The sequence below is a fragment of the Fibrobacter sp. UWB12 genome, assembly GCF_900142485.1.
GTDB lineage: Bacteria > Fibrobacterota > Fibrobacteria > Fibrobacterales > Fibrobacteraceae > Fibrobacter.
The window spans coordinates 29,811-49,244 of the sequence record NZ_FRAZ01000004.1 but is presented as its reverse complement, the minus strand read 5'-3'; the positions used below and the strand labels follow the sequence as shown (position 1 = coordinate 49,244).

General features: G+C 43.9%; 17 protein-coding genes. 12 read left to right on the top strand and 5 right to left on the bottom strand.

The window, feature by feature from the left end:
• The first annotated feature begins 74 nt into the window (after window positions 1–74).
• From BUA34_RS15870 to BUA34_RS07070, 8 genes are all read left to right on the top strand, one after another.
• Window positions 75–230, top strand: coding sequence for a hypothetical protein (locus tag BUA34_RS15870; RefSeq protein ID WP_175545429.1), 156 nt, complete (start codon window positions 75–77; stop codon window positions 228–230).
• Window positions 230–649 carry a hypothetical protein gene (locus BUA34_RS07100; protein WP_072828046.1) on the top strand — a complete coding sequence of 140 codons (420 nt, stop codon included), beginning with the start codon at window positions 230–232 and terminating at the stop codon, window positions 647–649. The genes BUA34_RS15870 and BUA34_RS07100 overlap by 1 nt, the downstream gene beginning before the upstream one ends.
• Window positions 650–709: 60 nt before the next feature.
• Window positions 710–1,039: a DMT family transporter gene (locus tag BUA34_RS07095; protein ID WP_254794368.1), complete on the top strand. Its 330-nt coding sequence runs from the start codon at window positions 710–712 to the stop codon at window positions 1,037–1,039.
• The gene (locus BUA34_RS07090; protein ID WP_072828044.1) at window positions 1,039–1,569 is read left to right on the top strand and encodes a hypothetical protein; all 531 of its coding nucleotides are present in this window, start codon (window positions 1,039–1,041) and stop codon (window positions 1,567–1,569) included. Before BUA34_RS07095 ends, BUA34_RS07090 begins: the two co-directional genes overlap by 1 nt.
• A gap of 17 nt (window positions 1,570–1,586) precedes the next feature.
• Entirely contained in the window at window positions 1,587–1,937 is a 351-nt protein-coding gene (locus BUA34_RS07085) for a hypothetical protein (RefSeq protein WP_072828292.1), read from the top strand.
• Entirely contained in the window at window positions 1,934–3,220 is a 1,287-nt protein-coding gene (locus BUA34_RS07080) for a hypothetical protein (RefSeq protein WP_072828043.1), read from the top strand. Before BUA34_RS07085 ends, BUA34_RS07080 begins: the two co-directional genes overlap by 4 nt.
• Window positions 3,221–3,367: 147 nt before the next feature.
• Entirely contained in the window at window positions 3,368–4,480 is a 1,113-nt protein-coding gene (locus BUA34_RS07075; RefSeq protein ID WP_254794367.1) for a hypothetical protein, read from the top strand.
• A gap of 3 nt (window positions 4,481–4,483) precedes the next feature.
• Window positions 4,484–5,737: a hypothetical protein gene (locus tag BUA34_RS07070; protein WP_254794366.1), complete on the top strand. Its 1,254-nt coding sequence runs from the start codon at window positions 4,484–4,486 to the stop codon at window positions 5,735–5,737.
• A 32-nt stretch (window positions 5,738–5,769) separates the two neighbouring features.
• On the opposite strand, the gene hisI is transcribed toward BUA34_RS07070, so the two are convergent.
• The 5 genes from hisI to BUA34_RS07045 form a co-directional block, all read right to left on the bottom strand.
• Window positions 5,770–6,120 (bottom strand): phosphoribosyl-AMP cyclohydrolase, encoded by a 351-nt coding sequence (gene hisI / locus BUA34_RS07065; protein ID WP_014545150.1) that lies wholly within the window; start codon window positions 6,118–6,120, stop codon window positions 5,770–5,772.
• 37 nt (window positions 6,121–6,157) lie between these two features.
• Complete coding sequence (locus BUA34_RS07060) at window positions 6,158–7,429, bottom strand: glutamate-5-semialdehyde dehydrogenase (protein ID WP_072828040.1); 1,272 nt, start codon at window positions 7,427–7,429, stop codon at window positions 6,158–6,160.
• A 156-nt stretch (window positions 7,430–7,585) separates the two neighbouring features.
• Complete coding sequence (locus tag BUA34_RS07055; protein WP_072828039.1) at window positions 7,586–10,417, bottom strand: glycoside hydrolase family 2 protein; 2,832 nt, start codon at window positions 10,415–10,417, stop codon at window positions 7,586–7,588.
• Window positions 10,418–10,673: 256 nt separating this feature from the next.
• Window positions 10,674–12,449 carry a hypothetical protein gene (locus BUA34_RS07050; RefSeq protein WP_072828038.1) on the bottom strand — a complete coding sequence of 592 codons (1,776 nt, stop codon included), beginning with the start codon at window positions 12,447–12,449 and terminating at the stop codon, window positions 10,674–10,676.
• Window positions 12,450–12,735: 286 nt separating this feature from the next.
• Window positions 12,736–14,541, bottom strand: a complete 1,806-nt coding sequence (locus BUA34_RS07045) for a hypothetical protein (RefSeq protein WP_072828037.1) — start codon at window positions 14,539–14,541, stop codon at window positions 12,736–12,738.
• Between the two features lie 487 nt (window positions 14,542–15,028).
• Between BUA34_RS07045 and rplU the strand changes: the two genes are divergently transcribed.
• The 4 genes from rplU (at window position 15,029) to BUA34_RS07025 (ending at window position 19,341) form a co-directional block, all read left to right on the top strand.
• Window positions 15,029–15,514: a 50S ribosomal protein L21 gene (gene rplU / locus BUA34_RS07040; protein ID WP_072828036.1), complete on the top strand. Its 486-nt coding sequence runs from the start codon at window positions 15,029–15,031 to the stop codon at window positions 15,512–15,514.
• Window positions 15,515–15,517: 3 nt separating this feature from the next.
• Entirely contained in the window at window positions 15,518–15,778 is a 261-nt protein-coding gene (gene rpmA, locus BUA34_RS07035) for a 50S ribosomal protein L27 (RefSeq protein ID WP_072828035.1), read from the top strand.
• 329 nt (window positions 15,779–16,107) lie between these two features.
• Window positions 16,108–18,477 (top strand): hypothetical protein, encoded by a 2,370-nt coding sequence (locus BUA34_RS07030; protein WP_254794365.1) that lies wholly within the window; start codon window positions 16,108–16,110, stop codon window positions 18,475–18,477.
• Window positions 18,478–18,546: 69 nt separating this feature from the next.
• Window positions 18,547–19,341 (top strand): inositol monophosphatase family protein, encoded by a 795-nt coding sequence (locus tag BUA34_RS07025; RefSeq protein WP_072828034.1) that lies wholly within the window; start codon window positions 18,547–18,549, stop codon window positions 19,339–19,341.
• Window positions 19,342–19,434: the final 93 nt, after the last annotated feature.

Sequence of the window (19,434 nt, the reverse complement as noted above, 5' to 3'; positions counted from 1 at the left end):
GTCTATAATTTACAAGTAAAATAAAACATGGTGTTTCGATAAATATATATTGATTAAATGAATCAGGTACGACCATGAATAAGAAAATCTTGACTCTTGCATTATCTTCCTTTTTATTTGTCGCTTGTGGCGAATCTTCTAATGCAAGCGACTCGTTTAATGCAAATTCTGTTGAAGTTGGTAATTCTAGTTCGTCTGAAAAAGATTTAGTTCTTGGTTTGGTTCATTGATGTCTTATGATAAGGCTCAAAAAGTTTGTTCTGGTGATTATCGTTTGCCTACAAGTGTTGATGTCGAAAAATTGATGCGTTCTGTAGGTAGCAAAGTTGAAATTTCATATACCAGGGATATATGTGGTGAAATTCCTGGTGAAATTCGTTATTATGAAGTACCGTTGTTTGTGAATAATCAAGATTCTTCAAAAAATGATAATATTTATAGTTTTTCTTTTCAAGTTGATAGTGGGGTATATGACAAAAATTTTGAAGGTAATTTGGTTTACTTGATGGATAAAGCTTGTTTCTTTTTACAATCAGACGAAAATGCAAATTTTCGAAACGCATTTTGTTATGATGTCAATGGAAAATATGCTGTTGTTACAAAAATGGGAAAAGAATCTGAACTTTATGTACGTTGCATCATGAAATAGTTTCTTTTTTGAATAATTTCTACTGAAATTTATTATTTTGTAATAGATGGAGGTGCGAAATTGTATTATTTGATGCTTTTGCTTGCGATTGTCTGCGAAACGGCGGGGACTACGCTTTTAAAATTCTCGGAACAGTTTACACGTATTGTGCCAACGGTTGCTTCGCTCGTTTGCTATATAGCTGCGCTCTATTTTTTGAGCGTGTGCTTAAAAGCTATTCCGATTGCGGTCGCTTATGCGATTTGGTCTGCTCTCGGGGTTGCATTTATTACTATAATCGGAATTGTAGCCTTTAAGCAGGTTCCCGATATTGGGGCTTATATAGGCTTACTCCTGATTGTTTCGGGAGTTGTTGTGTTGAACTTGTTCTCAAAGATGGACGTGCATTGATGAAAAAATTGAAGTTGTTGGCTGTTGTTGGTGTACTTGCAATTGTCGCTTGTACGGATGAAAATGCTTCTCAGGTATGGAACTCTGCGGAATTGTCATCTAGCGTGTTTTCTTCATCAAGTGCGCTGAGCGCAGACACTGTTTGGCATCAGGCAAATTTAACATGGTATACGTCTTGGCCGGAACCGGGTAGCGAAGAATGTATCGAATACAATGGCTGCACATGGGCGGGCTATTTTGCCGGTGTTGAAGGTCAAATGACCGAAGAATGGGTGAGCCAGCACAACATCATTGCCGTTCATGAAAAGGATTGGGAGAAGTACAAGTTAAAAACGTTCCGGTTGCGAATGAACGGTTCGACGATTGACGCCGTTGTTTATGACATGTGCTCCGATAGCGATTGCGATGGTTGCTGCACCGAAAATGCCGGCGAAATAGGATTCCTCATCGACATTGAAAAATATACGCGTGAACGTTTTGATGGCAATGGCGATGGCGTTGTCGAATGGACTTGCCTCGATTGCGAATAAAATTTGAGAAGGAAAAAATGAGATTGGTTGGGCAGAAAATTTCTATTGCATTGCTCGCATTGTCTTTTGCGGGCTGCGCTGGTTCAAATCAAAATGGGACGCCGCAATCCCTGCATCGACAGCCGCTTGATGAATCTGTCGAAGTCTCTATTATACCGGCGTCTATAATTCCGATAATTCCTGAAAAGGCTGAACATGTGAATACGCTTCTGTTGTCTGGATCTGCATCCAGTAACGAGGAAGGCTTTAAAACTGTGGCTAGAAAACAAGGTGCCAACTTTGTTTTTGTAAAAAAGACTGGCGAGTATTATGGCGCTACTGCGTCTGTAGTTGACTTGTACTATCTTCCGGAAGAGGCTCACAAATGAAACAATTTTGCCTTTTGATATTGTTATGGACGATAGTCGCATTTGCGGGGGCCTCGTCGAATAAAAATTTTGACGAATTTGAAAAAAGCCTGATGCTCAATGCTCCGACAGAAAAGGAACAACCGAGTCTTAGCAAATTTGAACAGAGCCTGATGGCTGAATCGTCGGATATGGAGCCGATTTACAAGGTTCGTGATAATCTTCTCGAATCCTTGAAAGGCAAGGACTATCCCCAAGTCTTAAAACTTATGGATACGCTTTCGACGATGGAATCTCGTATGGTCATTCCATTGAGCTCTATTGAAAAGGAAGTGATTTATATTGAAATTCAAAAATATGATAAATTGCTTGATTATCTCGTTGAATTTTATCGAGGTGTTTATGATACGTCACGCTACGAACAAAATGTTGTATTCGCATCGCAAGATGGTCTAGAAATTTATCTGCAACAACGGATGCGTGAACGCACTGCGTTTAAAAATGAATTTTATTCACTGAATGAAGAAGTCTTAAAAAAGCTCCCGAAACGCAAACGTGATAAACTCAAAATGTTGCTCTTGCTCCCTGAAGCGTACAAGAGCGAAAAGTATGGAACGATTGTTCTGCATTTGGCGGAATCGCTTATTGCAGATCCTTCGAATGATCCTGATGTTCCGTGGATAAAGAATTGCATTTATTTGCCTCTCTCAAGAATGGATCCTACGGAATTCATGTTGCAAAGGCGTAAAGAGCAAAAAGAGAATGTCATACAGGAAAAATTGTATTCTGGCGGATTCGGTGTGAATGCGCTCTTTATCTCATTGGGTGGTGCGTCTGGTTCCAAGAATTTTTATAACAAGGATCGTTTTGAAGCTGAAAATTTGCCTATCAACATTGAACTGTATGCTCAAATTATGCGCTTTGCAATTTTAGGTGAACTTGTCAATAATGGAATGACGGGATGCCATACTTATGAGTTTGGGCTTGGCTTTGTGGCGTTTGACAGTCGCTATCTTAAAGTGCGTCCCTATCTTGCTTGGGGTAAATCGTTCATGGAAATGCGCCCGAAAGATGACGAGTGGGTGGCTTATGGCAATGATTCTGGCCCGATGACTTTTACTGCGGCCGTGAACGTAGATTTTAAGTTCATTACGGCGTATCTCTTTTATGCCGATCGCGCGTTTGCAAGTTTTTCTCTTGTAGGCAAACTTGGCTTTTCGAATATTGAGTTTGATCATAAATATGTTAAGGGTGAAACGACTAGCTTCTTCTTTAACCTCGGACTTGGAATTTATTTGTGGTAAATTATGAAGTTGCGAATTCTTTTTCTTTTATTTTTGTTTAGTGTTGTTGCCTTCTCGCAGCCATCCAAGAAAGAGTTGTATGACCGTGCTCGAGATGTTCTTCGAAAGTCTTTGGAAAGTCGCGACTTGGATCGCGCCGGTGAAGCTTTGGACTACTTGAAAACGAATGTAGAGAATGGCGCTCCGCTTTCGGAAGTTGAAGAGTATTTGGTGAATCTCGAATTGGGTCGTTTTGAGGATGCTCTTATTTTCTACGGTGAAATTCATCGGGATATCTTCGATAAAAATTATACGCGCCCTGTTGTAAGTCGTATTGAAACTGAAGATTTGTTAAATCGTTATTTGTTACGAACAAATCAAATGGAAAAACAAAATATCGATTCATTATGTGTTCGTATAGATGCTTCGGAAGAAAGGCAAGAGTACAAACTTTTGCACAAAACTCTTGTTTATTTGGATTTTGTTACCGCTCATTCCTCTACGACGCAGAACGGGAACGATATCGTTGTATTGAACTATAATGAGGAATTGTCATCTATTGAGGAATTCCTAGCGTTAATGAAAAAATATATTGAGGAGTATCCTTATTCGGATCATGCTAAGTATTTGAAGGATTTGTTTGTTGAGCCTTACCAAAAATATTTGGATGAGCAAAAACAGTTTAAACAGGATCCTTGGGGACAAAAGTATTATACGGGTGGATTTGGATTTTATTTGTACACGGGCTTTGGTTTTATGACAGGCGAGGCGAGTGATTATCTAAAGTATGAAACGGATTCACCCATTATAATTGGCTTGGATTTTCGTGTAAAACGATTTGATTTGAGCTTGTTCTGGTCGTTTGGTTATATTACCGGATATAATTTTAATAAGTGCGATGTTGATTTGAAGCGGATGTCATCGCAGGGAGCGAATGTCTTTGGACGTGAAGGCTCATGGGCGGTTGGCGCCAGTCTTGGTTTTGTCGCTTACGATTCTAGATATTTGCGTGTAGAACCTTTTGCCGGTATATCTAGCTTGATGTATGATCACCTTGCAAGTACAACGCTTGTTCCTGAATTTATGTTGGGCAATAATGTCGATTTTCGCTTTTATGCAGCCCAGCCTTCTTCTGTAGGGAATATGTCTTACTCGTTCTTGTTGCGCTTTAGGTACATGTTGCATGTAGGCTCTGTTAAAGAACATTGCTGTAACAATGGCAAGGATTTTAGCGCAGTTAGGCATTCTTTTGCATTTGGCATCGGTGCGGAACTTTGGTAAATTATGAAAATACGTTGTTTGTTTTTCGTAATGATGCTTGGATTTGCGGCAAGCCTTTGGGCTCAAGAATCGCAAATGGTTTCCAAGAAATCTTTATTCTTGCGTGCTCGCGAGGCGTTGCATGAATCCTTAAAAAATGAGGACTATGAACGCGCTGCGACCGCTTTTGATTACCTCAAGGAAAATGTCCGCGTTGGCGCTCCGCTGGAAATATTTGAAGAATATCTAGTGAATATGGAACTCAAGCGTTTCGATGATGCAATCTCGATTTATGCGGATGGCAGGCGCGCATTCATGGATTCTGCATACTCGAAGAAATTTGAGATGCGCTTTAGGGAAGACGATGGCTTGAATCTCTATTTGTATAGGCATCTTTCGCCGTTTGAAAAGCCTATAGCGGATTCGTTGATTGCTCGCGTAGATTCTTCAGACATCAAGCAGGAATCTAAAGATTTGTACAGGACCTTGCTCTATTCCGAAATTCTGTTGGGTTATAAAACCCTACGCTCTAGTTCCTCGGATTCTGTTCGTTACATATATTATATCAAGGATACGACCTGTGCCGAGGCATTTTTAATTGCGGCTCAAAATTTTGTTCAAGATTATCCTTCTTCAAAACATTCTTCTTATTTAAAGAACCAGATAATTCCGTTTGTTCAAAAGATAATGAATAAACATCGCTTGTATCGCAAGGATCCGTTTGCGCATAAATATTATACGGGTGGAAGTAATTTGTATGTGTACAAGTGGCTTGGTACTTTGAGTGGGGAAGGTACGGACTATTTGAATAGTAAAATGGGAACGTCGTTCATGATTGAATTGTCGCTACGTTCTTGGAGAATCAGTTTGAACGGCTACTATTCTTATGGCTTGATTACTTATTTAAAGCCAGAATTTAAAGGTACTTCTGATGGCGATAGCGAGGAAGATGTTACTTATGGCTTGAATTTGGGCTTTACCGCATTTGATTCTCGATATATTCGCGTTGAACCATTTTTAGGTTATTCGAGGACAAGTTTTGAGAGTGCGGTAAATGCTGAATCTTCGGATGAATTTGCGTTGGGAACAAATGTCGATTATCGATTCTGGTCAACAACTCCGGGAAACGCTTTCAGCTATTTGACCTTTTCTTGTTTATTGCGCTTTAAGTATATGGTTCAGTTCGATTCCTTTAAGCAGGAAGGCATTGGGAACAATAAAAAGTTTGGAACTGTTCGACATACGTTTGCCCTTGGTTTGGGCTTAGGAGATTGGTAATAAAAAAGCTCGGCTTTTAGCCGAGCTGAATTTTACTTATCGCATGTTTTAAAGAAGCAGCTGCGAGCGCCTGTGTGGCAAGCGACCTGTGGCCCCTTCATTCGCACCTTGAAAAGCAGTGCGTCAGAATCGCAGTCGGCAGCCCATTCGACGACCGTCATCACGTTTCCGCTTGTGTCGCCCTTGTGCCAGTATTCCTTGCGGCTACGGCTCCAGAAAACCATTTCGCCACATTCATGTGTGCGGCGGAGTGCTTCTTCGTTCATCCATGCCATCATCAGTACGTCACCTTTGTCGGCATCTTGAACGATTGCCGGTGCGAGTTTTACGCCACCGAATTCCACTTCGAATTTTACTTCTTTGATTAAATCTTCAAATTTCATTTCTCTCGTCTCTCGTCTGTAGCCACGTAGTGGCGTTCTATCCTCTAATTTGTCCGTTGCCACGGAGAATCCACTTGTAGCTGCAGAGGCTTTCGACTCCCATCGGACCGCGAGCATGGAGCTTGTCGGTGGAAATACCCACTTCGGCACCGAGACCGTATTCGCCACCGTCTGCAAAGCGCGTGCTGGCGTTTACCATGACGCTGCTGCTATCGACATTTGCAACGAAGTAGTCCTGAACGCTTGCATCTTCTGCAACGACAGCTTCCGTGTGGCGGCTGCTGTTCTTTTCGATGTGGTCGCAGGCTTCTTCGACGTTATCGACAAACTTGACGCTTGATTTGAGAGCGAGGTATTCGTGATGGTAGTTGCTGTCGTCGCCGATGTCCTTGATGCGGCTGTCGTGACTTTGAGCATCTTTGTTGCCAAAGAGTTCCACGCCACGGTCGGCGAGGCAATCAATGAGTTTTTTCACGTTGGCATCGTCGATATGGCGGTCAATGATTACACATTCCATGGCGTTGCACACGCCGGTGCGCTGCGTCTTGGCGTTAATCAAGATGTTTACAGCTTTTTCCATGTCAGCAGACTTGTCCACGTACACATGGCAGATGCCGTTGAAGTGCTTGATGACAGGAATCTTGCTCTGTTCCACGACTGTGCGGATCAAGCGTTCGCCACCGCGAGGAATCACGAGGTCGAGGCAATCGTTGCGCTGCAAGAGCATGCCCACAAGGTCATGGCTCGTTTCGGTCACGAGTTGCACAGCGTCCTTGTCGACGCCATTTTCTTCAAGAGCCTGATGGAAAATTCCGGCGAGGCATTTTGCGGAGTTGAGCGATTCTTTTCCGCCACGGAGAATTACGGCATTGCCAGCCTTAAAGCAAAGGCAAGCTCCATCAATCGTCACGTTCGGGCGGCTTTCAAAAATAAAGAACACAGAACCTATCGGCACGGCAACACGGCTAATCTTGATGCCGTTCTTGAGTTCACGAGATTCAAGAATGCGACCAAGCGGGTCGGTAAATGCAGCGATTTCTTCGGCACCCTTAGCCATCGATTCGATGCGGGCGTCGTTCAAAGTCAGGCGATCCATCTTGGAATCGTCGAGTTTGCCGGCGGCGGCTTCGAGGTCAAGCTTGTTGGCGGCGAGAATTTCCGGCTTCTTTGCGCGGAGGATTTCTGCAACACGTGCGAGCACGGCTGCGCGCTTTTCAGCGCTCAATGTACGAATTTTCTTGCTCGCGTTCTTTGCGTTGTTGGCGAGCTCATCAGAGTATTTTTCCAAATTAACGTTATTCTGTGTCATACTAAAAATATAGAAACTTTTTTTGCTGTCATCCCGGCTTGAGCCTGTCCCGGACAAGTTCCGGGATGCCGGGATCGCCTTCTTGTATTACATGACTTAATGCAAAAAGTCCCGCACTAGGGCGGGACTCTCGAATTGGTGATAAAGCCGAACCAATTACAGCAAGTTCACGATAGCCGTGAACAGCGCATCCGAAAGTGCGTTTGTTTCCAAACCTTCAATCACGCTGAACTGGTTGAACATAATCTGGCCATTGCCAAACGGCACAAGCTGCAAGTCTACACCCGTCTTGATTTCGCCATCCTTGAGCGTTACAGAACGTGCATAAACCTTTGCTCCAGCGAGCTCGTTCAACGAAATGCCCGGCATTGCCGATGCAGAGTTGTGGTCGAGAACGCCGTTGCCGCCGAACACAGCGAGGAGCGGAGAATCCTTCGGCAAATAGTGCAAGCTGAATTCGTTTGCTCCCGTTGTCCAGTGTGCTTCGATGTTGTGTTCAAAGTGATGACTCTGGTTCAAAAGATCAATATCTTCAGTCGTCATGTCTGAGAGCAACAGCGTCTTGCCGCCGTTCTTCGTAACATCGATGATCTTGTCCAAAATTTCATCCGGCCAAGAACTCAAGTTTGCAGTGAAGATAATTTGTTCGGAACCATCCAAGGCGGCAAGTGCGTCGCTCGATTCATCGTAGTTGTCGAGGAAGCAAACCTTGCTCATGGCTTCCTTCACATCCGTCTGTTCGATGACAATCAAGTCTTCGAAGCTGGAGTGAATTTCCTTGCCATTGTCCTTGAGCGTAAGCTTAATTTTGTACAAGCCCGTGCTGCGCGGAGCCATGAGCGTGCAAATGCCAAGCTGCGTAAGGGTCTTCTTGTCGGCCGGTTCTTCGGGGAGAACCTTCTGCGTGTTGAGAACCTTTTCCTTGCTGTCAAGAAGCGTCACTTCGATTTCGACATCTTCAAGACGGCTGTTGTTCAAAAGCGTAAGCTGGAAGCTGACTTCGCTCTGCGGAGCAACGACGTGTTCCAATTCGCTGATGAGCACGCGGCTCGGGGCCGTGATTTCACGAGCAAAATTCTGCAAGCCCTTAGACTTTCTGTTTTCGTCCGTGATACCGCTAAAGTCGGTTCCGTTGTCGGCCCACTGGTCCAAGAAGAAACCTGAAATCTGCGGGTTGCTCTGGAATGCGGTAATCTGGTCGTACTTGCTCTTGAGCGCAATGCGATAAACGTCGGCATTGAACGATTCGAAGTTCGGCCAAATCGAAAGTTTGCTGTCGGTAACGAACGTTTCCACAGACTTAAATTCGTTCTTGATAGCCTTCTGGCTCTTGATGCTGCGAGGACCGGCAATGGTGGTTGCGCGCTTCGGGAAGAGCGTGTTGTTCTTGAGCGTGACGAGAACCTTGTTTTCGATGTCGTTCAAAATTGGTTCTTCTTCGTCCTGGAAGTGGCTGTCGCCAAGACCCGTATCCGGAACCATGAGTTCCAAGTCTTCCTTGTCGAACATGTGGGCGAGGTAGTGCGTGTAAGCTGCACTCGGATTTTCACGCGGGTTCACACGCATCGTGGCATACTGCGAAATGCGGTCGATAGAAACCGGGATAATCTTACCCGTGTCCTTGTGGAAGTTTGCTTCGTTGTCGAGATAAATACTGTTGAAGTTGCTGATAGCTGGGCGGCATGTGTCGATCGGGCTAATGGCGTTCAAAAGCTTGTTTCCGTTCTGGAGCATGAATGTTCCGTTTTCGGAACCGAGAATCCAGGCAGCGATACACGGATGGTTGTGCTGGTCACGCACCATGTCGTTAATGAGCTTCTTCGTGATTTCGAGACCCTGTGCGGTAGAACGCATCGTGTGGATCGGGAATTCCTGGAATACGAAAAGACCAATCTTGTCGCAAATATCAAGAGCCGTGCTGCTGAGCGGAGCGCCGCAAGAACGGATGACGTTGAAGCCAGCTGCCTTGACTGCGTTCAAGTCCTTTTCCAAAGCCGGGTTCTGGTCCGTCCAAAGACCACCTTCGCTCCATTGCTGGTTGTAGCTCACGCCCATGAGCTTCACGATGGAATCGTTGATGTAGTAGTCGCCCTTGAGACAGTCGAACTTGCGGAAACCGAAAGTCTTCACGACAGGGAAGGTGTATTCCGGAGCCTTGCCCTTTGCGCCCTTGATTTCGAGCTGCATTTCGATGGCGAACAAGTTTGGATGTTCCGGACTCCAGACGCACTTGTCTCTCTTCCAGTCCTTGATGCCGAGCAGGAACTTCTGCGTTGCATTTTCCTTTTCGAGCTTGATGTCCTTGAAGAATTCGTAAACGTCGCCGTTCGGGTTCTTCATGAGGATGCGGAGGCGGGACTGGTAACCGCGCGGATTGTTGAAGAACGCTTCGACAGAAACACGTTCCTGGTCCATGTCCGGTTCGACGTGAATGTCCGAGATGAACGCTGCATTACCGAGAATCAAATCGACGTGACCGCAGATACCGCCGTATGGATACTGCGACCAGGGGAGGCCCACCGGCATTTCGCCTGGGTGAGCGTAGCGGTCGTTTGCGCCTTCCTTGCTCTCGCGACCGAAGTCAATGCGGCTGTTTGTTGCACCCATGTTTGCCACGCGGATGCAAAGGATGTTTTCTTCGCCGAGCTTGATAGCCTTTTGTGTTTCAACGACAAAGGACGTGTAGGCACCAAAGTGGTCGCCAAGAAGCTTACCGTTCAGCCAAATAGTTGCATGTGTAGCAATCTTTTCAAAACGGAGGAAAATACGCTTCGTGACTTGCTTTTCGTCGTCAATCGTGAATCTCTTGAAATAAAAAGCGCAGTCCTGTGCCATCAAAAGCTTGTCAAATGCTCTTTCCCAAATGTGGGGAACGCTAACAGTCTGAGTCTTTTCAGGATACGTTGCATACCAACGATTGGAGATGCCGGTATCTTCTGTGTCCCAGATCATCTGCCAGTCGCCATCAAGGCTTATAATTTTGCTCATTAAAAGAATCCTTTATAAAATTCCGAAGACAATTTAGAAAATTTCAGGTAGACAGTAGATAGTGGTATGTTTGAAGTCGATGCTAAAATAGGAATTTGTGGTTTGGAATGTGGTGGAAAACGCCATTCTAAACATGAATCGTGAAAAATCTAGTGGTGTCTAACTTTAAATTGGTATGGATTAAGCGAATGCTGTAATAATAAAAACACATTCCCGAGGAATGGGAATGTGAGTTTGTATTTAAATGATTTGTTTTTTAGTTGTTTTTATGAATGTTGTAACCGAGAACGACTCTATCACCTGTGTTTTTGACTCGTTCGATAACAACTTCAATTTGAGTTACTGTTGAAGGTATAGTTACGCTGAGCAGTCTGTAAGTGGATGGGCTTATCGTAGATGTTGTGGGGGAGGTGTAGCCACTGTGAGTGGAGTAATTTTTGTATCTAATGGTCATTTTATAGTTCGATTGCAAAGATTTTTCGTTTAGTGTATAATCTCCGCTTACAAGCCAAGCTATAGCAAGAGTGTAATTTTTCCCTGGTTCTACATTTTCAGTGAATGTAATCTTATTGTCATTGAAAAAGTCGCCATTGTTGCCGTACCAATATCTTGAACGGTTGCCCTTTATTAAAGGGTACATTTTTGCCATGTGGGCTCCTGTTGTCACAGCTTCAGGTCTTCCAGTCGAATAGAAACCACCGGTGAATCGATAAATATCTTTAACATTATTCATGTCTTTTTGCGCTGAAATCCAAAGAGCTTTCACAACTTCCGGATGCCATCTGTAGAAGGGGTATTTTGAAATTAAACCTGCAGTCATTGCTGCTGCAACGGTAGAACCACCCCAACCATCTGCGATACCCATTATTTTGTAGTCTGTTTGGTTGTTTTTACTTAGTTTTATGTAGTTGCCTTCGTCGCGGATATAGGATAATTGATAGATATCAGGCTTGAGGTATCTTGATCTTGAATCGGATTCTTTAAGATAAGGATTGTTTATTCCGTACGTATGAATTATTCCTATTTCATCAGCTTCGTTGACGCTAATGGCATTCATGGATAATCCTGCGCCCGTTTTTTGTCCATTCTCGGTGTAAGGAACGAATTCGATAACTCGATTGTAATAAATGTAATCGTCTATTCCTGCTGCTTCTTGACCGTATGTATTGACGTCTTTTGTAGAAGATGCAATTGTATTGATTACTTGAACATTTTGTGCATATGGTGAGCTCGGATATTTGCTATATACAGCGAATTGATGATTTTGTCTAGCAGTTCCTTCGTTAATTATACTTTGACTTGATGGTATAGTATTGTTAATTTCGGGTAATATTGCTTTTATGACTCTGTTGGCGTAAAAGTGATTTATTCCTAATGTGTAATCGCGTGAAGTGGAATTTGTACAACTATTATTATTGAATGCTATAGGATTATCTCCTACTACATTGTACAGGTTGACTCCTGCCCCGCAAGTATTTTGTTGCCAACCGCTGTTGTAGCATCGGCTACTAGATGTGTAAAGCCCAAGATTTGTCAAAAAATTATTGTCATTGATATTGGCGAATGTGTAATAGAATGTGTTTTCGTATGGGTCGGGTGCATATATTGATGAAACTTTTTTGCACTCATAGCCACTATTGCTTGGATAAGGGGCTGCGCTGTTATAGTAATTCTTTTTCTTGCTGTTATAGCTACTTCTAGGAGCATCGTTTCTTTCGTAGTTGCCTATTACGCCTAAATAATCACTTTCGTAATAATTGTGGTCGTTTAGCGTAATGTATCTACCATCGTTTGCGTCTGAATCGAAAAAACCGATAAGAGGTGTTGCTATGTGGTCGACTGTGTAGGTCTTTGCTAAGGATTTTGATTTGTTAAGGTTGCTCTTTGTGGCTGCAACTTTACTCTTTTCGAACTTTACGATGCCTGGATTTTTAGCGTCCTTGCTATCGATTGCTTTTCCCTGTGCGTTAAATGTAGCTGCACTTGCTGTAGCTGCAACGCATGATGCTAATATTAGCGATATCTGTTTCATTTTTATCCTTTTTTTTGTGTTAAGATGTTTTGAATTTATTGAATAAATTCTGTTGGATAAACTACAAAATGTTGTGTGATTTATATGTGTTGTTTATTTCTGTTATCTGTAATTTTTTTTTGTAAAAGTGTGTATTTATATGAAATGTAACAACTTACGATAAATTAATAATTTTATGTAAAAATATTTTAACAAGTGATGGCGCTTGAGGACTTTTTGATTTTATTTGCTAATGAAAAAGAGCCGTTCGGTTGAGAACGGCTCCTTTGGTTGGGAGAGAAGTCTATTACTGCGCCATCTTGTGCATGTTGTAGCCCAAAATGAGACGATCGCCAGTGTCTCTGATGCGTTCGATTGTGACAGTGACTTTAGTGACTCCTGATGGAATGTTAATCGCTTGGAGTGATCTGTAGGTTGCCGGACGCTGAATGCCTCCATCAGCAGAAGAGTATGTCTTTGTACTGCCGGACGGGAGTTTGTATGATATTGTCAATTGGAAGTTGCTAGACAAATTGTATTCGTTTAAAGCATAGTCGCCACGAACGAGCCATGCGATGGCGAATGCGTAATGTTGACCTGGTTCAACGCTTTCGGTGAAGGTAATCTTGTTGTTGCTCAGGTAATCTGTGTTATTTCCGTACCAGTAGCGAGAGTTGTTGCCGTATAATAAATCGTCAAACGTGGTAAGTGTGCTAGCCTTGCTTGAAGATTCCCTACGGTAAACTTCTGCGCGTTTTTGACCCTGGTTATCTGCTTTTTTTGATTTTGCAGAGACCCAAAGTGCTTTTACAACTTCAGGATGCCACTTGTAGAAAGGATGCTTCTGAAGGAGGTCTGCCGTCATGGCTGCTGCGACTGTTGATGCACCCCAAGCTCCTATAATACCTTCATATTCGTATTCATTGTTATCGTGTTTGATTTTATAATCATCTGTGAATAAACCGTTTGAAACAGCGTATACTTCTGGTTTATTGTATTTTGAACTGCTATTTCCGTATTTGAGAAGCGGAAGTGTCGGGGTGTTTTCTAAGGTTTTGTGACCTACCTGATTTGACTGGTCGCTGCTATTGGTACCCGTGTACCATTTGCCGGTGGCTCCTGCAACTGTAATGGCGTTTAATGCTAGGCCTGCACCGGTTCTTCCGTTTTCATTTGTGTAAGGGGCAAATTCGATAACTCGGTTGTTGTAAATGTAGTCGTCTAATGCTGCTGCTTCCTTATTGTAGGATGTTTGGTTTTTGTACGGCGATGAAATGACATTACCGATGTGCATGTTATGATTGTACGGATCGCTGGGATGCTGGGCGAACTTGTTCCCATTTCGGTCCTTGTAGGAGTGTATATATGCGTTTTCTGCAAGAAAGTTTATGAATTTAATTGCGTAGTAATGTTTGATACCTTCCTTGTAGTTTTTTGTTCGGGAATCTGCACAACTGTTTCCGTTAAAAGAAACCGCATCGTCTCCAACAATGTTGTAAATGTGTATGTCTTTACCGCATGTGTAATTGTAGGCTCCGAATCCGAGACAACGCCATGAAACGTCGGAAGTGTTCATTTTACCAAGCATGTTGTAGTTGTATGCGTTATCGTATGTTCCAAGAGCGTAAGGAATTGCGTTGTTACTAGATGTCATTGTTGACGTCATTGTGGCTGATGTATAATCAAAGTCCAATGAAAAATGACCGCTTATACGACTGCAGTTGTTGCCTGTTTTGTTAGGGAGGGAGTGCAGGTTGTAATCTGTATAGCTGTTTGACCAATCATTGGCTCTAATATTGTCGTATCGTTCCAGATAGTCTGTTGAGTTTAGGTAAGCTTCTTCGTTGATGTTGTCGTCGTTGAAAGTGTAAGTTCTTGCATCTTGATTGTAGGTTGCTTTTCTTGTTTGGACCCATGCCGGAGTATACGTTTTTGCTAGTGCTGCAGACTTGTTAATGTTGTTCTTTGCTGCTGCAACTTTGCTCTTTTCGAATTTTACGATGCCTGGATTTTTGGCATCCTTGCTGTCGATTATTTTTCCCTGAGCGTTGAATGTTGCTGCGCTTGCTGTGGCTGCAACGCATGATGCTAATATTAGCGATATGTGTTTCATTTTTTTTATCCTTCTTGTTAGTGTGTATGAAATTTATCGAATAAATTTTATGTCATAAATTATAACACATTTTGTGTTTGTTTGTATGAAATAAATTTTTCTTATTTGTAATTCTTTATTTGAAATATTGTGTATTTATATGAAATATAAGGGTTTGGAACGTATTGTGAAGTTTTGTAAAAATTGACTTTACGATCGGAAGTTGCGGTGTGTCATTGCTGTATCATATATATGGATGAATTTCATGATTTTCTCGTTAAATTGAAACCGAAACTTGTCCGTTTTAAGCTTTTTTTTGTGTGGCTAATCAGTGCCGAATCAGAATGGGGCATCTAGTGGGGGTGGTTTGACTTGAATTTTTACTTTTTTTGCTAAAAAAGAAGGTTTTTGTGCGATTTCTAGTAACTATTTTGGCTCCATCCCTTTGATTTTCTGTGCACTATTACTAAATTTGTGGTCCCAATAGCAACCTAAAAAGGATTACAAAATGTATTCTATTGTTGAAGCAGGTGGTTTCCAGTATAAAGTCGAGCTCGGCAAGGCCTACAAGCTCCCGTTGATCGACGCCGCTGTTGGTTCTGAACTGGAGCTCAAGTCCGTCCTTCTTTTCTCCGGAAAAGAAGTGCAAGTCGGCACCCCTGTCCTGAATGATGCTTCTGTCAAGGTCGAAATTCTCGCCCATGGCAAGGAAGACACGATCATCGTGTTCAAGAAGAAGCGTCGTACTCGTTACGAACGTCGTAACGGTCATCGTCAGGGCTATACCGAGGTGCTCGTCACGGAACTCCGCTCTGGCGCTGAATCTGCAGTCGTAGACCCTCAAGTTATTACCCGCAACCGCGCTCGCGTGGCTGCCCTTGCTAAGCAGAAGGCTCAGAACAAGCCGCTCACTCGCAAGGAAAAGATCGCTCAGGGACTTCCGAAGCCGGCTAAGGTCAAGAAGAACTCTCTGCGTAAGGCTAAGGAGGCTTAATCCATGGCACATAAGAAAGGTCAAGGTTCAGTACGTAACGGCCGCGACAGTAACGCCAAGTATCTTGGTGTTAAGAAGTATGCGGGCGAAACCGTCAAGGCTGGCAACATCATCGTTCGTCAGCGCGGTTCTCACTTCCACAAGGGCAACAATGTCGGTATGGGCAAGGACTTTACCTTGTTCTCCCTCATTGATGGCAAGGTGAAGTTCGAACGCCTCGATGCAAAGCGCCAGAAGGTCTCTGTCTATTCTGAAGAAGCCTAATAACTTTGGTTAGCTTTTAAAAGCCGGACGCGAAAGCGCCCGGTTTTTTTTGTATAAACAAACTTTTATTCCCCGATGATTGTGCTGAATCCTACGAGGGCGCGTTTGCTCGGATCCATCTCGATGCTATTTTACCGGGTAATAATCCTGTCGTAATTCTCAAATTCCGTGGGGAATCTGCGGTCGTGAGCGTCGGGCAGAAGATTTGGGAAGTTATAGTTGTCGCCATCAAGAACGATCGCGTTATTTTGCGCGATGAAATTGGAAAGTTTGAGCTGAAGTACTAGTTTTATTATTTGCGTTTTTTCTACATTGTTAGTGTGAATTCTATGCGCTTATTAAAACTTTATTTCTTATCTCTTGTCGCTCTATTTCTCTTCGCCTGCTCCGATGACGATGAAGGTCCGGAATACATGTTCGACAGGGAAATTTCGGAATATTCTGTTCTTTACGATTGTGAAACAGGTGATGCAGATAGCAGTTCCTGTTTTAAAATCCGTTACCGCTATCCGTACCGTCTTGACGATTATGCGGGGCTGTGCCTTTGGTTCGATACGACAATTGTTAACGACACTTCTAAGGCGGTAAGCGATAAGCAGATTCGACTTGCTCACGATACCTCAAATGAGGAAACTTATTTCCACGAGTACAAGAAGTCGGGGCGTTATTACGACACAATCGATGTGTCTAAAATGGTTGCGCCGTTTATCAAAGACGGTTATGATTCTCTTCAGGTTGCGTTGTTCAGCGAATATACGGATGGAGGCGACCCAGGTGCTGTACAGCGTTTATTTTTGCATTTTAAGGACAATTTTGACCCTGCGATTGTTGTGCCTGATGATTCTGTTTGGTCCAATGGAGTGCTGCTTTCATGGGATCGCCCCACAGACCAGACGAGTTTCCATATGATTGGTGCCGGTTCGGGCAAAATTTACGGATATAATGTCGTTATTTATGCTATTGACCGCCCGAACGAAGATATTCGCGACTTGAAGGTTTCTGTTCAATCTCCTGCAGGCACTGATTATACGGGTGGCACGATTTACAAGCGCAATGCTCAGATTGTCCATACCAATGATTCCGTGTATGTTAAGGAACTCGAACGAAACGATAAGGACAAGAATTATCTTCGCCTTGTTGTTTTTGATGGTCAAGGGTATGATGCCTCTAATCCGGTGAAAAACCATTTCCGCATGATTATCGAAGGGCTCCGCACGAGGTCCAATACCGATAACTATGAATACAAGGTGGGGTTCTCGTCTTGGGATATCGTTGGCAACCGCAGCGGTTCTCAAGGGGACGTTCAGGTCGATCCCAAAAACTGGAAAGGGATTATGACGACGGATTCCATTGCTCCGTTAATGCCGAGCAAGATTTTTGTCGAGGAAGATTCTCTGTTCCCGGGATATGCAAAGTTGGATAGCAATAACCGAGTCCGTATTTATTGGAATCGAAGTGTTGACCCGATTACGTTCAAGCATGGTATTACAATTGATTCGGAACTTGTTATTCCGAAGAACTGCCATGTTCACGAATGTTATGAAAAAGTCTCGAAATACATTGTCGAGTATTACAATAAAGTAGACAAGTCTTGGAAGCGTAATGCTGAAGCCGAGGATCGCTTTGGGGCGCACTATATCAAAGAAGATGATGGAACGTTTAAATTGGATGTCTTGGATACAGGCTCGTTTGTAGGCGACACAATCCGCAGGGTTGCTCCTGGCGATACGATTATTCTGCGAATTTTGGCTGTAGATAATTCCGGCTATAAATCTGATGCTTTGCTGGATACGGTGTTTGTTTCGCCGGGTAAGCTCGGTTATGAACTGAAATGCCCAGTTGGCTTTGTGGCTGTTTCTACATCCGACACCACGTCGTTCTGCATGGAGCGATTAGAACATCAAGATGCAGATGGAAAATTTGTGACAAACGTATTGCATTCCGAAGCTGTTGCTGCATGTGAAGCTATTTCTGCAAGTGGCTTTGAAGTTTCTCTTTGCCGTGAACGCGATTGGGAACTGGCTTGCTTGTCGGGTGGCTCGCTTTCGTACGGCGTGATTGAAGAAGATGATACCGATGCTTCTGATTATCTCTTCCGCGTGTGCAATGTGAGCACGAATGATTCTACGATTGCTGCCGATATTGCTAAGCGCGATGCGGGTTGCATGAACCCGATGGGCGTGAGGGATTTACCGGGCCAGTACCAAGAGTGGGTGATGGGTCGATCCGAAGATACCATTGCCGTTTTGAAGGGCTCTAGCTACAAGATTTTTGAAGGCCTCGATCGCGAGTCTATTGCATACTGCACCAACCGTGCCTTCCCGTTCTATACGCGTCCGGCGTACACGCAAGATACGGTGTATCTCTACCGTGAAGGTACGCAGGTCGATACGGTTTATGCCGCCGATACGACGAGAACGTTGTACAAAATATTGACAAAGAGCGACTTCAAGGATACGCTCCAGTTCTATGATGTCGTTGATTCCAAGGGTAAGGTTATTGGAACGGATTACTCGCTTTATTCCGAATACCAAAAAGGTGGCAAGACTTGGCTTGACTCTTTAGCGAATGGTCTTACGTACAAACCGTCTCGCAAGGAACCGGTGTTCCTGACAGGCGAAAAGCGCTATTACCGAGAAGCTTCGTCATTCTACAAATCTCCGACCATTGGCTTCCGCTGCTGCGCATATAAAAAATAGAGCGCGGCCTTTGGCGCAGTTCTATTTACAATGTCATCCCGGCTTTATGCCGGGATCGCCTTTTAAAAAATGAAAGAAATGAATACAGAAGACTTTTTGAATGTCGCAAAGGACCTTGCTCTTAAAGCGGGCAACCTTTGCCTTGAACTCCAGAACAACCTTGGCGATGTGCGCTACAAATCCGTCAAAGACGTTGTGACCATTGCCGATGTCAGCAGTGAAAAGCTTATTGTCGAAGGGCTTCGTGCGGCATTTCCGACGCACTCCATCCGCACCGAAGAAGCTGGCATTATCGAAGGCTCGGACCCGCGCTACCGTTGGATTATCGACCCCGTCGACGGAACGGTGAATTTTAGCCGCGGCATTCCGCTGTGGGGAATTTCGATTGCCTTGCATTTTGAAGGCAAACCGCTGGTGGCGGTTGTTAATTTGCCCAAACTCGGTGAACTCTACACCGCAGCAAAAGGCATGGGTGCGTTCATGAATAACAAACAAATTCACGTGAGCCGCGAATCTAATGCAACGCATGCCATTGTTTCGAATGGAGACTTTAACGTTGGTGATGCTGCAAAAATTAATGCGCAGAATTCGCACAACTTTGCCCGCGAAGCCGAAACGTTCGAACGCGTGAAGTGCTTGGGCTCTGCTGTGATTGAAGGCTGCTTCACGGCCTGCGGCCGCATTGATTGCTTTGTAATGACCATGAGCTACCCGTGGGACATTGCGGCAATTGCGCTCCTCGTCGAAGAAGCGGGTGGCAAGTCCACGCACATCGATGGCACTCCCATGCAGTTCGTCGACGCCGAACAGGTTATCTTTACCAACGGCCTTTTACACGACACCCTCGTGAAAACTTTGCAATAGGCGCTAGCCGAACCTTTACTGGATTTGACGAAAAACATTCGTCATCCTGGAGGCACGATGTGCCGATAAGACAACCTCAAAAGGCGAGCGTTG